We start from the raw sequence: 14410 nt of genomic DNA on the forward strand, positions 1-14410 counted from the left end.
TATAACAAAAAATTAGAAAATACTAAACTATTCTATTTAATATAAAAAACACACCAAAATTGAAGTAATTTATCAATTTTGATGTGTTCTAAACAAAACTATTAAATTCTATTGTCAGATTATAATTTATATTATACTGTTAAGAATTAAATTTTAAAAAATAACATTTTACATGATTCTTCCAGGAATTACAGCATCCAATATTCCTATAATAACTGATGCAATAATAGCTCCCAATATGGATACACTCATATTCGGCACTAAAAATTGAGTTAAATACAGTATTATAACTGCAATTACAAAACCTTTTATTCCTTTTCCAAAAGGGGATGCATCTACACCCATAAATTTTTCTACAAAATAGTCTATTAAACTTATTACAACTGCTGCCACTAAATAAGACCACAGTCCCACTATTCTAAAACCAGGTGTTAAAAATGAAGTTATCCCCAGTACAATTACTGTTAAAATAAATCTTACTATATAACTACCTATAGAAGATTTTTCTGACTCTCTTTTTGTATCACCCACGAAAGTCACTCCTTTTCAATAAAATATTTATTTTACATAAACATAGTCTTTACCTAAATCACAAAAAATATTTAAAAATAAAAAACTTTTTAAACTTAACATATTGACAAAAATATATATAATCTGCAATATTTTATATATAAAAGACTCGCATTATGTATATTAAAAATCAATATTGACAAAATAAGAGAAACAAGGTATAAGTAATATTGTCTATATAGAACAAATTTTAAGTTTAAAAGTATAGATATATTAGTTCTAACAATTTATTGAAAAGGAGTATAATAATGAAAACATTTCAAACTCTTATTGATGAAACTTTAAAATCCAGAGATTTGGATGAACTGGAGTCTGCTGCCGATTTATTTCAATTCGGCATTGAAAAGAGATACTATAATAAAAAACAAGCAAACGAATTCAACAATGCTTACTGGAAAACCAAAGATAAGCATTTAGCCCATGAAATTGCTAGTGAAATAAACTCCACCAGATTAAATGTTATAAGCATAGTTTCCAATGCCCCAATGAATATAAAGAACAATAAAACTGAACTTTTAAACTATGTAAATGGACGAATAAAAGCACTTAGAGGTAAAATAAGCGGCATAAAATAATTTATCCGAATTTATATATTTCTATTAAAATATTTTAAAAATATATTATTACGTTGAAAAAGTCAGATGAAATGAATTTCATCTGACTTTAGCTCATATTTATTCTATTTTAAATTCTGTTCATATGCCTGAACCATTTTTTTAACCATATTTCCACCTACAGAACCTGCTTCTCTTGAGGTAAGATCTCCATTATATCCTTCTTTTAAATTCACTCCTACTTCTCTTGCTGATTCCATCTTAAATCTATTTAAGGCTTCTTTAGCCTGTGGAACTAAAACTTTATTTGATCTATTTGCCATGATTAATTTCCTCCTCTTTTTCTGTATTCTTTTTTATATTCTGTGTTTTATATTACATTATAAGTTTGCTCCATATAAAAATTATTACACTATAAAGTTACATGAAAATAAGTTAATATTTATTATAAATAGAAATATTTTATATAAATTATGTTAATCCTACAATTACATACAAAATAATCTTTTTTAAAGTATAATTAATATATATTAATTTTTAACAAGTAGGTGATTTTATTGTATAAAAAAGGAGATCTTCATTTGCATACAACTGCTTCTGACGGTAGATTATCTCCTGCCGAAATAGTAAATAGTTCAAAAAAAGCAGGCTTGGATATAATCTCCATAACGGACCATGACACTATATCTGGTATAGACAGTGCTCTATACCAAGGAGAAAAGGTAAATATAAAGGTTATTCCTGGACTGGAGTTATCTACCCTATATAATAACAAAAGCGTTCATATATTAGGTTACTTCAAAGACCCATCTTTTATATCATTGAAATTTAAAAATTTTTTAAACCAAATGGATTTATACAGGGTGGAAAGAGGCAAAAAAATAGTTGCTAATCTAAATAAATTTTTTAATATAAATATTTCTTATGAAAATATAGTAAAAAATGCCCATGGAATCATCACAAGGCCTCATATTGCTCAGGCCATTATAGATGAAGGATACAATTATAGTTTTCAGGATATATTTAAAAACTTTATAGGTGAATCCTGTGCAGCTTATGTACCTAATAAAAAACTTTCCACATTGGAAGGCATAAAAATGCTTCAATCATTAAATGCATTAGTTGTATTAGCCCATCCTGTACTTATAAAAGATATTGATATCGAAGAACTAATCAGGCTTCCTTTCCACGGTATAGAAGCAATTTATGCTAACAATACAAAAGAAGATACAAATAAATTTATAGACTATGCTAAAAAATACAACAAAATAGTAACTGCAGGTTCCGATTTCCACGGCAGCACTTCACAAAAAGATAAGGACTCAAAACATTCCCACGCCCTAGGTCAAGTTTTTTTAGATGAGGATGGAATAAATATATTTTTAGATAAACTAAATAGCCTTTAAATATACTAATTTTCATATAACTTAAAATGCTGTATAACTAAAAGTTTCAGATTATACAGCATTTTTTATCCGAAGGCTATCATTGCTGATACTCCCATCTTCTTCAAATAAGTTCTTCTAGAGTTCAGATGGAGATAAGCAGTTCTCTACAGCAAACTCCACCTGAGCCTAAGAATCACTTGATTATATTCTATTTAAGAAAGCAGTATATCCTTTTACAGCTTCATATATATCAGCTTTGCTGGCTACTTCCCAAGGTGCATGCATATTTTGCAGCGCTATGCCGCAGTCTATAACCTGCATATTATATCGTGCCAATATATAGGCTATGGTTCCTCCTCCCCCTTGATCCACCTTTCCAAGTTCTGAAGTTTGCCAGTACACATCATCTTTTTCCATTATATTTCTTAGTTCAGCTATATATTCTGGATTTGCATCATTGCACCCAGACTTTCCCCTGGAACCAGTATATTTATTAAATACTATCCCCTTGCCAAAATAAGCTGAATTGTTTTTTTCCATAACAGAGGGGTAATTAGGATCGAAAGCAGCACTAACATCTGAAGATAACATTTTTGAATTTGTCAAAACTCTCCTTAATTTTAGATCATTATAATCTCCACAAAGTGCTATAGTTTCTGCCACTGTATTTTCAAAAAATCTTGAATGCATTCCAGTTGCCCCTACACTTCCTATTTCTTCTTTATCCACTAAAAGAGTAGTGCAGGTCTTGTCGGGATTGTTTATATTCATCATTGCCACAAAAGAGGTATATGCACATATTCTATCATCCTGTCCATAAGCCATAATCATACTTCTATCCAATCCAAAATCCCTAGCAGGTCCTGCAGGAACTACCTCCAGTTCAGCAGATATAAAATCCTCTTCTTCTATTTTATATTTATCATTTAATAGCCTCAAAATATTTTGTTTTACCCTGTCTTTAGCTTCCTTATCCTGAATTGGAATACTTCCAATTAATATGTTTAAATCCTCTCCCTCTATTACTTTGTTTGCCTTTTTTTCCATCTGGGTTGAAGATAAATGTACAAGTAAATCAGATATTCCAACCACAGGTTCATCCTCTTTTTCTCCCATTACTATCTCTACTTTACTGCCGTCCTTTTTTACTACTACTCCGTGAATGGCAAGAGGAATTGTAACCCACTGATATTTTTTTATGCCCCCGTAATAATGAGTATCTAAAAGTGCAAGATCTGTGTCTTCATAGAGAGGATTTTGTTTTAAATCAATTCTTGGAGAATCTACATGAGCCCCCAGTATTCTCATGCCTTCTTGCATATCTTTACTTCCAATTATAAAAAGTGCTAAAGTTTTGTCCTTATTATTAGCATAAATTTTATCACCTGGTTTTAAAGTAGCTTTTTCATTTATAATATCTTCCAAATTTTTATATCCATTTTTTTCAGCTCTAAATATAAATTCTCTTATACATTCTCTCTCGGTTTTACACCTGGACATAAAATCCTTATATCCATCTGATAACTCAAAAAGAAGTTTAAAATCTTTTTTTGAATATTTATCCCAGGCATATTTATACTTTTTAGTTAAATCCTTTGACATTTCTATCTCTCCTTATCTATATTTAACTTACAACAATACTATGAAAAAAACAAATGGTAACATTCATTTTATTACCATTTATATTTTATCACAATAATTTTATTACAATGCTATTAAATTAACTTAAAGCCATTTTTTTCTCTTAAATACACATATAAGAGTTATTGCTACAACTACCATAATCAATATCACATAATGACATCCATTGTCCCGTTCTACAAAAGGTATTCCTTTTAAGTTCATACCATACATGCTGCTTATTAAATTTAAGGGCAAAAATATGGTTGCTATTACTGTGAAAATTTTCATAAGTTCATTGGTTTTATTGGCTATTTCTGATTCAAAAGCTTCTCTAACCAAAGCTAAATCTTGAACTAAACTTTCCAGTGAAGACATGAGTTTCTCTATTTTTTTATTTAAATTTATAAAATACTTCATACTCTCTTTATCAATTACAAGGTTATCATTTATAACTAAACTATCTCCTATGTATATAAGGGGACTTAAATATTTTCTTATTTTATAAACTTGTCTTCTAAGAGTTATTAAATTATCTATTTGTTCATGTCTTGGGTTTTTTAAAATACTTATTTCAATTCTGTCTGCTTCAACTTCTAGTTCAGATATTATATCATGATTTCTAACTACTATCCTATCTAAAATATAATAAAGAAGTATACATACTTTTGGATTATCTTTAAGTACAAAACAATTTTTAGAATCATTTATATCCTTTATTAAAATATCTAATATGTCAATTCTGTCCTTGTATACAGTTATAATATACTTTCTACTTAAAAATACATTTAATTCTTTAGATATCACTATTTCTTCCACATAGCTAAGTACATTGAATATTAAAAAGATATATCCATCAAAAAAACTTATTTTTGGTACCTGTGAAAAACTTTTACACTCATCTATCGTTTCTCTGTCTACTGGTATAAAATCCTCTAATCTGTCAATTTCATCTATAGATAAAATTATCCAATAATGATTATCCATAAGATCAATATTTCTGGCAATTTCCCGGAAATCATTATCTATATTTAATATTCTCACAAAAAACACCACCAATAAAAACTACAGCTTATAATTTAGGCATTTAAAAATACAATTTATGAATTCCAATCTATATATCTGTCACCTAGTATAAGTTCAGCTTATATTAGTGTGTTAATTTTAATCATAAATAATTCGTTATTTCTAATAGATATAATTTTATCAGCTTTTTTACTGTGTATACTGCAAGAAGTACTGACAATGGAAGCTAACAAAAATCAACTAAACTCATATTATATAAATATAAATTATTAGGGGGTTCTTATGATACCATATTTTATAAAATTCACAGATGTAATGGATTTAATTCTTGCTAATCCTTATTTAAATCTTCCATATGTAAGGCCTGGTATTACGATGTTTACACCTTTACCTTTATATAGATTTATTACTTATAATATTCTTGGCAGCACAAATAAAATAAGTAAAGCTCAAATGAATGCTTTAACTGTATGGAGAAAATATATTGTTCAGCTTGCAAAAAATCATTCAAAGGAAATGTATATTAATGGATCACCCATAGAAAATAATGTAAGTTTAACATTTGATGATGGTCCCGATTCATCAGTAACACCTAGAATACTAGATATCTTAAAAAGTAATAATATAAAAGCTAATTTTTTCTTTGTAGGAACTCAAATAAACTACTTTCCCAATATGGTAAAAAGAGCCTATGATGAAGGACATTTAATATTGAACCATAGTTGGAATCATCCATATTTCACTAAAATAAACATTAAAAGAATACAAGATGAGATTATTCTTACTGAAAATAAAATAAAGGATATTATTGGTAAAAGGCCTACTTTAGTGAGACCTCCATATGGAGCAACAGATGAAAAAGTTTTAACTGCAGTTAGTGGAACAAATAATAAAATTGTCATTTGGTCCATTGATTCCATGGATTGGGTTCAGAATATAAATAAACAAACTATTGTAAAAAACATACTGGATAATGTAAGGCCAGGTGATATTATTTTAATGCACAGCAGCCTGGGACATAAAATAAATATAGAGGTTTTACCAGAAATTATAAATGAATTAAAAAGAAAGGGTTATAGAATTGTTGATTTAAGCGTATTGCTAAAAATAAATCCATATAAATAAAATAATTATAACAGTCTTAACCTCCCTTTCTGAAAGATGCTAAATTTATAGGACTTAATTGTACAATCTATATGCCAGTTATGTCACAATTATAAATTTTTATACATTATAGATATTTTGCTGGTGAGATAAAAGTTGAAAATAAAGAATAAATTTATCACAGGTATATATTAGTGATTTAATTAATATAGATGAAATAAATACTGTAACTTAGGACACAGTTATTCTAATATAGAAGGTGATATAGTGAAAAATAAAATATATAAGGATATAATTTTAATATTTATAATGGGTGCGTTATATATGGTTCTTGAAGGCATGTGGCGTGGATGGACTCATGTAAGTATGTTAGTGGTGGGAGGAATAAGTGCCTTTTTAATAGGTAGATTAAATGAACATCCAGTTTTCTATGACCGTAAAATGTGGCAGGAGTGCATCATCGGTACTGCTATAATTCTTGTTTTGGAATTTGCTTCAGGCATGGTATTAAATATGTGGCTAAAGCTTGATATATGGGATTATTCTAATACATGGGGTAATTTATATGGCCAGATATGTATACCTTATGCAATATTATGGTTTATGTTAGTGCCATTTTGTGTATTTGTGGACGACTATTTAAGATATAAACTGTTTGGTGCAAAAAAGCCACTGGAATTATTACAGAATTATAAGGATTTATTTACAGGTAACTAGAGATTAGAAATGGGCTTTTTTATTTTATGCTTTGCCATTATAAATATTATTTTAAAATATTCTTTTAAGAAAGAGGCTTTTTAAGGTCTTTTTTTTATCAATTAGTATTTAAAATGTATAGGATATCAGCATATTAAGCCTATTTTTTTGTGTCCAAGATATTGACATAAATTCAATATCTTTTTACAATAACATTAATGGTATTAATATCACTTGTGAGATAGTTTATCCATTGTTGAAATCGTTTAAATGGATTTTTCAGGAGTAACAGAAGAATAGCAATAAATATTTGAAAGAAGGTAATTTTGATATGGAAAGTAAATTAGCTCAAGCAATTCAAATGAGATACTCACCGGTTGCAGTAGTATTTACCAATGAAAAACCAGAAGAGGCTATCCAGTTTAAAGAAGGAAAACGTGGTTGCGTAGCAGCAATGTTAAACGGTGCTGCCAAAGGAAAAACAGCTGTATTTAGCCGAAAAACTTTTGGATGTTATGGCGGCGGTACAGGGCTAGGTTTTGGCAATACCTACAAAAATTTTCCTGGTGGAATAGAATATTTCCTTTCTACAGGAAACAAGAAATTTTGCAGCACAGAATTTGGTAAAAACCTTGCCGAACAGATGCCTCACTTAGAGCATGGAGAAGGTTTAAAGAAAAGTCCAGAAATAGCAAAAAAGTTTATTGATTCTTTACCAATGGTAGATGTACCTACAGAATATATTATATTTAAACCTCTGGAAAAATTATCTACTAATGAAACACCTCAGGTTATTATATTTTTTGTTAATCCTGACCAACTTTCTGCGCTGATTGTTATGGCAAATTATGCACGGGAAACAAATGATAATGTCATAGCACCATTTGGTGCTGGTTGCCATCAAATAGGCATAATTCCCTACAAAGAAAGTACTTCTGAATCTCCCAAAGCTACTATTGGTCTGACTGACATTGCTGTTAGAACAAAGTTTGATAAGGATATACTGTCATTTACTGTACCCTATAAGATGTTTATAGAAATGGAATCCAATGTAGAAGGAAGCTTTCTTGAAAAACAGGATTGGATACAAATTTTGAAGAGGAACAAATAAGCGCAGCAATTAGCTAACACCCTATCTTCTTCAAAGAAAGATAATCATTACTATACCCCTGGATAAACTCTTTTAAGGTTCAGGTAAAGAAAAACATTCCTCATGAATAAACTTTACCTGAACCTTTGAATCACTTGATACTTTCAGATTTTTTAATAAAATTAAGCACTTATGATTTTATTTTTTCAGGTCTTAATGTTTTATTTATGACCATTTGAATTGGAATTTTGTTTAGATAGGTTGTCTTTACTGGAATTATTATTATGGTTATTATCCTCATTTTTATCAGTTCTTTTCTGAGAATTTTGATCTTCTTTAATTCTATTACTATCTAAATATTGTGATTGTCTTAAATTAGTTTGGCCTCCATCATTATTTTTATCTAAGGTAGAATTATTTCCATTAACAGAACCATTTTTTCCCGAAGAACTGTTCTTATTGATATTACTATTTAATTCTTTATTATTATTTTCGTTATTTAATGACTTTACATTATTTAACGGATTATTAAATGTATCATTATTAGTAATCTTTGTACTGCTATTTGAATTACTATTTGAGTTCTTATTTAAAATTATATTACCATTAGATTGAATCTTAACATTTAAATTAGAAGTTTCTATATTGGATTTAAACTCAGAAATATCTATATTTTTACCACTTATATTAACAGAAATAGTTTTTGTTTTGATATAATCCTCATTAATAAATTTATCTTTTTTAGATTCATCAATTATTATTTTTAAACCATTATTGATATTAACATTATTTATTTTTACCTGACTTAATATTTTACTGCCATCACCATTTAATGCTTTGGAGGAAATAATTCTGTTTAAGAAGTTTACCTTTAATTCAATATGTGGATTTATATTTACCAGAATTGTAGCTACTGGACTATAATAAGCCTTCGCACCTCCACCTATAAATAATATAAACATTATACATGCTGCAGCTGCTATTACTTTCCCATTAAGATAAAAAAAATTATGAAAAACTTCATCTCCTTTAAATATTTCTCCAATATTAGGCTTCTTTCCATTACAGTTTACTTTTATAAATTCACCACAAGAAGTAAGCAAATTAGCATATTTTCCATTTATACTTATTACTATCCCCTCTTTTTTACCCATCATTTTCACCTACTTTTATATTTAAATAAGACTTTATGTAAAGGAAATTCTCACTGTTAAATATTATAAATAAAACAATAATATATTTTCTCCATTTATCAATAAATTTTTTATTGAATCCAGTATACATACATATTTGTTTAACAGGTAATTGCTTATTATTTAATATGGAATTGCTAATTTCACTATTATTACATATTTTGAAAACAAGCTTTAGAACATTATTTCTTGTATCTTTATGCTTGGGACTATTATTCACAAGGCTAGTAAAATCAATTTTATATTTTATAAGTTCTTTATTTAATTCAATAATTTCATCTGCTCTATTTTTATTTTCCAGTTCTAATTCAAATTTGGATATTGAATTGTTGTTATCTAATTTTTCCATGATATAATCACCATTATCAAAGGTAAGCAAAGGTGAATTTTTATTTTTTCTAAAATAATCAATTAATGCATTTCTAATTATAACTTTTGCATATGCATAGAAGTTTCCTTTAGATTCTGTATAACTATCACAAGCTTTGTTAAATGCAATTAAAGCAATGCTTAGTTCGTCATCATTTTCCCATTGAAGATATCTTTTGGAAATAGTATAGGTACATTTATATATAAAGTTTTTATTTTCACTAATAAATTTATTTCTGTTTTCATAGAACAAGTGACTGATATTCTGCATGAAATCACCTCATCTATAAATATTATACGCAATAAATAAAAATTTTAAGGGGAATTTATTAAACCCCCTAAAATATATTAAGACATCGTATATTTTAATGATTTAGTTAAATGCGTATGTAGAAAGGATGATTAAAATGAAAAAAATAACAATTTTAGTGGCAAGTGTAGTAATGACATTAAGCATAGGCGGCACAACATTTGCCGCTAATACAGCAACTCTAAAAGATCGGGCTGGTATAACACCAGATAGTATTTTATATCCAGCAGATAAAACAGTTGATAGTATAAAAGTTACATTGTGTTTTTCAGATGAAACAAAAGCAGATAAGTTATCTCAAATAGCTCAAGAAAGATTAGGTGAAAGCGAGGTAATGGTAAGTAAAAATAAGAAGGAGCTTGCAGACACAGCCCTTAATGATTATCAGAGTAATATGGACGCAGCTGAAAATAAAATTGAAGATGCGATAAACAATAATCAAACCGTAGATAATCAAGACAAACTCAAAAGACTGGAATATATAGAAAGTAAAATTACTGATAAACAGAAAAAATCCCTTGATGTATTAGCTGCACTTCAGAATAAAGTTGGAGATAAAGCAAAAGATGTAGTAGCAAAAGTTATAGAAATGCAGACAGCAAAAAGAGATGCTATACTAGCTCTAAGAAAAGAACGCACAGTTTATAATAATACTAAAAAACAATATAATGAAGCTAAAGCAGCCATTGAGAAAGCAAAGAAATCGGGAGATGAAACAACAATTAAGGCTGCAGAAGATTTACTGCAACAAAAACAACAGGCATTAGATATAGAAAAACAAAATCTCACAAAAGCTATTGAAACAAAAAAAGAAGCCTCTAAGATAAGCGTGGGTAAATTGATAAAGGAAACAAAAGAACAGACAAAGAAAGATTCCCAAAATAATGAAAATACACAAACAGGTGAAACAAGTACTACTACATCAACTACAACTGATACTATAACAATTGACACTACAACAACAGATACTACTGCAGATTCCACTGTCACTAATTCAACTTCAGTAACCAGTAAGAATGCAAAAAAACAGACATCAGAACCAACTATAAAAAGTGAAACTAAAAATGTAGTAACTGATAATAAAAATAAAAAAGAGAACAAAGCAAATAATGTTAATGAACAAAAAAAGGAAAAAACTCAACATTAGTTTTATCAAGTTCTTCTCAGGTTCAGGTGGAGTTTGCTTATGAGGAGAAATACTTTTCTCCATTTGAACCAAGAAAAACTTATTAATTAATTTATTTATGCATTATTCACTATTTCTACAGTTTCATTCAAAACCAAGTGTGAATCTATATCAACCCCATGTCTCTTGGCATAGTAGCAAACCTCAAAATGTTCTGAAGTACATATGGACTTATACTCTCGAAAAATTATAGCTTGGACTCTTACAGAAGCATTAGCTGTTTCCTGTGTTATTGACACAATTAATGAAGCTAAACAAAATAGGAAGCTGCTTAATCCCCTTATTATACATAGTGACAGAAGCAGTCAGTACGTATGCAAAGAATATAAATAAAGAAAGAATATGAAAAAACAGAAAACTAGACACGTCAATAGTACGTTAAAATATGGAAAATGATTAGAAGTGAGCTATTCTCATTTTAACTTGTACTTTTTCTTGACATAGCACCAATGCACCCTCTGTATCCAGCGAAAGATATGAAAGGAATGATGCATCATCATAAGGACTTAATTGAGACTGTTCAGGAGTGTGAGGTCACTTGCGAGCATATGACAACCATGATAATTGATAAGCATAATGTTCATATGAGAAAAAAACAGCTCAAATTATTACGCGACTGTGCAGATGTCTGCACATTAATGGCAAAATTTCTTGCTCGTTATAGTATGTTTTCAAAGTCTCTTGCTAAGTTCTGTGCAATTGTGTGTAAAACTTGCGGAAATGAATGTAAAAAACTTCCTGACGAAGAGTCTCAACGATGTGCTCAAATATGCTTTAATTGTGCAAAAGAATGCAAAGAATTTGCAGTTTCAATGATGTAAAACAAGAAGTTACTTATAATTTATAATTATCATCTATAAAAACAGTTAGTACCATAATAAAGTTATTAACTGTTTTTATAGACTATTCATGTAGCCATTTTTCTACATTCACCATTTACCTCCAATAACTTTCTACATTGTAATAAATGTAGTTGTAACTGCCCAAACTAATTCAGTATCTTAAGAGGTAACAACTGAAAAAACCAACAATTCATCCAATGTTAATTTCTCTTCTTCTATCATTTGTAAAAATGTTATTATTTCCCCTTAAATAATAACATTTTTACAAATGGGGGGCTTTATTTTATACAATTCTCTTAGCTTGATGGCTATGGGGTCTCGCCAACATTTCTCTGAATCATACCAACAGGAATTAAAAAATAGCCTAAAACTAACTACTATCAATACTAAGAAAAAAAGGCATTGCTGCCTTTTGAGTTGGTGTACAATATGAGAATATTATGATTTAAAATAGTGTCTTTAAATCTAAACTGTACCCTTTATTTTAAGTAACAATTTTAAAATTCTAATATATTAACTTATTTATAAACAATAGTTGTAAACATACCTCCTGTTGGATCTGTCATATTGTTGCTCATATGGTGAGGTATATGACAATGAAAGGGCCATATACCTGGATTATTAGCAAAAAACTCTACATCGTAAGTTTCCCCTGATGCTACATTAATTGCATTCTTTTTCACTCTATTGCGTGGGTGAATTGTGTTTCCATCTGAAGCTGATACATAAAATTGATGTCCATGAATATGAATTGGATGTCCATCTTCCATAGCATTTCCTAATCTTATTCTCACTGTTTCCCCATAGATTACTTCTAGTGGAGTAACAAAAGGAAAACACCTTCCATTCATAGTAAAGAAGTTAAAATTATGTGCAAGTGGATCAATATCATACTTACCTTTCTTAACTACTCCCATTAGCAGTTCTTCTACTTTAAATTCCTGAAGCATAATAAAGTAGTCTTTATCTATTTTTAAATCATAAGAAGGATCTACTATTATTAATCCTCCTTCTAATCCCATCATCTGCTGTTTATGGGCAATATGATGAGTATGGTACATGTGGGTACCTGGTGAATTAATTATTCTAAATCTGTAATCAAAATGTTCTCCTGGTTCAATTTTAGGTGAAGGCTGTATATCTGGTACTCCATCCATAACATTAGGTACATCTAAACCATGCCAATGAACACTAGTTGGTTCAGGTAATTTATTATATACTCTAAAATTAACATAGTCTCCTGGGTAAACTTTAATAGTAGGTCCTGGTGTACTTCCATTGTAACCCCAAGCCTTAATAAATAATCCGGGAAGTATTTCTCTTTCTACCTCTTCTGCTACAAGCTCAAAATATTTAACTCCCTTTATTTCCTTATACTTTAAATTAGAAAGATCCGGTGTGATAACCATTAACCAATTCTCCTAAAATATTACTTTTACTTTATTAATTTATGTTATATTCCAAAATAAGTGATTTTTGTCTTTTCTTAAAATTTTATTATCATATTAGTTTCTTTAGATTTTCTAAATAACTTTATAATATAAGCGAGTAAATTAATTAATAATCCATCTTTATATACCAGCATCCGTGTCACTAAGGGCAAAGTAAAAAAACGCATTCTTCTAAACATTTATTGAATTAGAAAAGTGCGTTTTTTACAATTTTTTAATCAATTAGAAGTGTTGGCAGCAAAGGTGAAGAATAATATAAGAATACTGTAACTAAATGTGTTGGCATATATTTACATACTGTTAATCTTTTTTTGAAACATATAATTTTTTAGAACTATCTATGGTAGCAATATAAATATTTTTTATGTTGTCTATATTGTACATAGCAAGATTATTCATAAGCCATTTTTTATCCACTCCCGATTTAACTAAATTTTCTTCAAATAATTTACCATCATTAACGATAACTAAAGGTAAATCTACAGGTTTTGCAAGTAAGTTAAAGTCTATTGGAGTAACTGGTCTATGAGATTCTTTTTTTATTATGCTAAAATGACCATTAGGTTCTAGAATTACATATTTAACTTCTGAAATATTAAAAATATTCTTAAGCCTTAGTTCACTCATAAGCAAATCAACATTTATAAAATGCTTTTTTAAATTCTTTCTTATTATCTTCCCGTCATCTATTAAAATTATGGGTTTGCCATTAAAAAATAAAGATAATTTTCTATTTTTTAAAGATATTAAACTAAATACATAATGCCAAAAAAATAAAGTTAATAATGGAATAATTATATATGTAAAGGATACCTCCCCATCTAACAATGGTGCAACTGTGAGAGCTCCAAGTATCCATACCAATACAAAGTCATACGAAGTAAGCTGATTTATAGTTCTTTTTGATATATATCTTCCTACTAAAAAAGCTATTATACCTACTATAAAAGTTCTTATTACAAACCCAAATAACGAAATGTTTTTAATAACACCAAAAACCCTCAGCATAAA

Annotated in this window: 17 protein-coding genes; 8 read left to right on the top strand and 9 right to left on the bottom strand. The window is 28.7% G+C overall.

Annotated features, from left to right (window positions below):
• Positions 1-168: 168 nt before the first annotated feature.
• Complete coding sequence (locus tag AB3K27_RS10755; protein WP_368487445.1) at positions 169-531, bottom strand: phage holin family protein; 363 nt, start codon at positions 529-531, stop codon at positions 169-171.
• A gap of 287 nt (positions 532-818) precedes the next feature.
• On the opposite strand from AB3K27_RS10755, the gene AB3K27_RS10760 reads away from it, so the two are divergent.
• A complete protein-coding gene (locus AB3K27_RS10760) occupies positions 819-1145 on the top strand; it encodes a hypothetical protein (protein ID WP_368487446.1) in 327 nt (108 codons plus the stop codon).
• A 104-nt stretch (positions 1146-1249) separates the two neighbouring features.
• Here AB3K27_RS10760 and AB3K27_RS10765 read toward each other — a convergent pair whose 3' ends face one another.
• On the bottom strand, positions 1250-1447 hold the full coding sequence (locus tag AB3K27_RS10765; RefSeq protein ID WP_368487447.1) for a small, acid-soluble spore protein, alpha/beta type: 198 nt from the start codon (positions 1445-1447) through the stop codon (positions 1250-1252).
• 234 nt (positions 1448-1681) lie between these two features.
• Between AB3K27_RS10765 and AB3K27_RS10770 the strand changes: the two genes are divergently transcribed.
• Positions 1682-2530 (top strand): PHP domain-containing protein, encoded by an 849-nt coding sequence (locus AB3K27_RS10770; protein ID WP_368487448.1) that lies wholly within the window; start codon positions 1682-1684, stop codon positions 2528-2530.
• Positions 2531-2713: 183 nt separating this feature from the next.
• On the opposite strand, the gene AB3K27_RS10775 is transcribed toward AB3K27_RS10770, so the two are convergent.
• Both AB3K27_RS10775 and AB3K27_RS10780 read right to left on the bottom strand, forming a co-directional pair.
• Positions 2714-4114 (bottom strand): aminopeptidase, encoded by a 1401-nt coding sequence (locus AB3K27_RS10775; RefSeq protein ID WP_368487449.1) that lies wholly within the window; start codon positions 4112-4114, stop codon positions 2714-2716.
• 123 nt (positions 4115-4237) lie between these two features.
• Entirely contained in the window at positions 4238-5176 is a 939-nt protein-coding gene (locus tag AB3K27_RS10780; RefSeq protein ID WP_368487450.1) for a magnesium transporter CorA family protein, read from the bottom strand.
• A 264-nt stretch (positions 5177-5440) separates the two neighbouring features.
• On the opposite strand from AB3K27_RS10780, the gene AB3K27_RS10785 reads away from it, so the two are divergent.
• The 3 genes from AB3K27_RS10785 to AB3K27_RS10795 all read left to right on the top strand — a co-directional run bounded on the left by AB3K27_RS10785 (position 5441) and on the right by AB3K27_RS10795 (position 8069).
• Entirely contained in the window at positions 5441-6283 is an 843-nt protein-coding gene (locus AB3K27_RS10785) for a polysaccharide deacetylase family protein (RefSeq protein WP_368487451.1), read from the top strand.
• 246 nt (positions 6284-6529) lie between these two features.
• Positions 6530-6979 carry a hypothetical protein gene (locus AB3K27_RS10790; RefSeq protein WP_368487452.1) on the top strand — a complete coding sequence of 150 codons (450 nt, stop codon included), beginning with the start codon at positions 6530-6532 and terminating at the stop codon, positions 6977-6979.
• Between the two features lie 310 nt (positions 6980-7289).
• Entirely contained in the window at positions 7290-8069 is a 780-nt protein-coding gene (locus tag AB3K27_RS10795) for a DUF169 domain-containing protein (RefSeq protein WP_368487453.1), read from the top strand.
• A gap of 200 nt (positions 8070-8269) precedes the next feature.
• Here the strand turns inward: AB3K27_RS10795 and AB3K27_RS10800 are convergent, their stop codons facing one another.
• Together AB3K27_RS10800 and sigI are read right to left on the bottom strand one after the other, a co-directional pair.
• The gene (locus AB3K27_RS10800) at positions 8270-9205 is read right to left on the bottom strand and encodes an anti-sigma factor domain-containing protein (RefSeq protein ID WP_368487454.1); all 936 of its coding nucleotides are present in this window, start codon (positions 9203-9205) and stop codon (positions 8270-8272) included.
• Complete coding sequence (gene sigI, locus AB3K27_RS10805) at positions 9195-9881, bottom strand: RNA polymerase sigma-I factor (protein ID WP_368487455.1); 687 nt, start codon at positions 9879-9881, stop codon at positions 9195-9197. Before sigI ends, AB3K27_RS10800 begins: the two co-directional genes overlap by 11 nt.
• Before the next feature lie 136 nt (positions 9882-10017).
• Here sigI and AB3K27_RS10810 point away from each other — a divergent pair, with 136 nt between their 5' ends.
• Positions 10018-11067 (top strand): DUF5667 domain-containing protein, encoded by a 1050-nt coding sequence (locus tag AB3K27_RS10810; RefSeq protein WP_368487456.1) that lies wholly within the window; start codon positions 10018-10020, stop codon positions 11065-11067.
• Between the two features lie 95 nt (positions 11068-11162).
• Here AB3K27_RS10810 and AB3K27_RS10815 read toward each other — a convergent pair whose 3' ends face one another.
• Entirely contained in the window at positions 11163-11345 is a 183-nt protein-coding gene (locus tag AB3K27_RS10815) for a hypothetical protein (RefSeq protein ID WP_368491302.1), read from the bottom strand.
• On the opposite strand from AB3K27_RS10815, the gene AB3K27_RS10820 reads away from it, so the two are divergent.
• Positions 11272-11439 carry a DDE-type integrase/transposase/recombinase gene (locus AB3K27_RS10820; protein WP_368487457.1) on the top strand — a complete coding sequence of 56 codons (168 nt, stop codon included), beginning with the start codon at positions 11272-11274 and terminating at the stop codon, positions 11437-11439. The genes AB3K27_RS10815 and AB3K27_RS10820 overlap by 74 nt on opposite strands.
• Positions 11440-11582: 143 nt before the next feature.
• Entirely contained in the window at positions 11583-11927 is a 345-nt protein-coding gene (locus tag AB3K27_RS10825; RefSeq protein ID WP_368487458.1) for a four-helix bundle copper-binding protein, read from the top strand.
• 539 nt (positions 11928-12466) lie between these two features.
• Here the strand turns inward: AB3K27_RS10825 and AB3K27_RS10830 are convergent.
• The gene (locus tag AB3K27_RS10830; RefSeq protein WP_368487459.1) at positions 12467-13357 is read right to left on the bottom strand and encodes a multicopper oxidase family protein; all 891 of its coding nucleotides are present in this window, start codon (positions 13355-13357) and stop codon (positions 12467-12469) included.
• Between the two features lie 342 nt (positions 13358-13699).
• Positions 13700-14407: a DUF421 domain-containing protein gene (locus AB3K27_RS10835; RefSeq protein WP_368487460.1), complete on the bottom strand. Its 708-nt coding sequence runs from the start codon at positions 14405-14407 to the stop codon at positions 13700-13702.
• Positions 14408-14410 lie beyond the last annotated feature (3 nt).

This window comes from Clostridium sp. BJN0013 (assembly GCF_040939125.1).
Taxonomy (GTDB): domain Bacteria; phylum Bacillota; class Clostridia; order Clostridiales; family Clostridiaceae; genus Clostridium_B.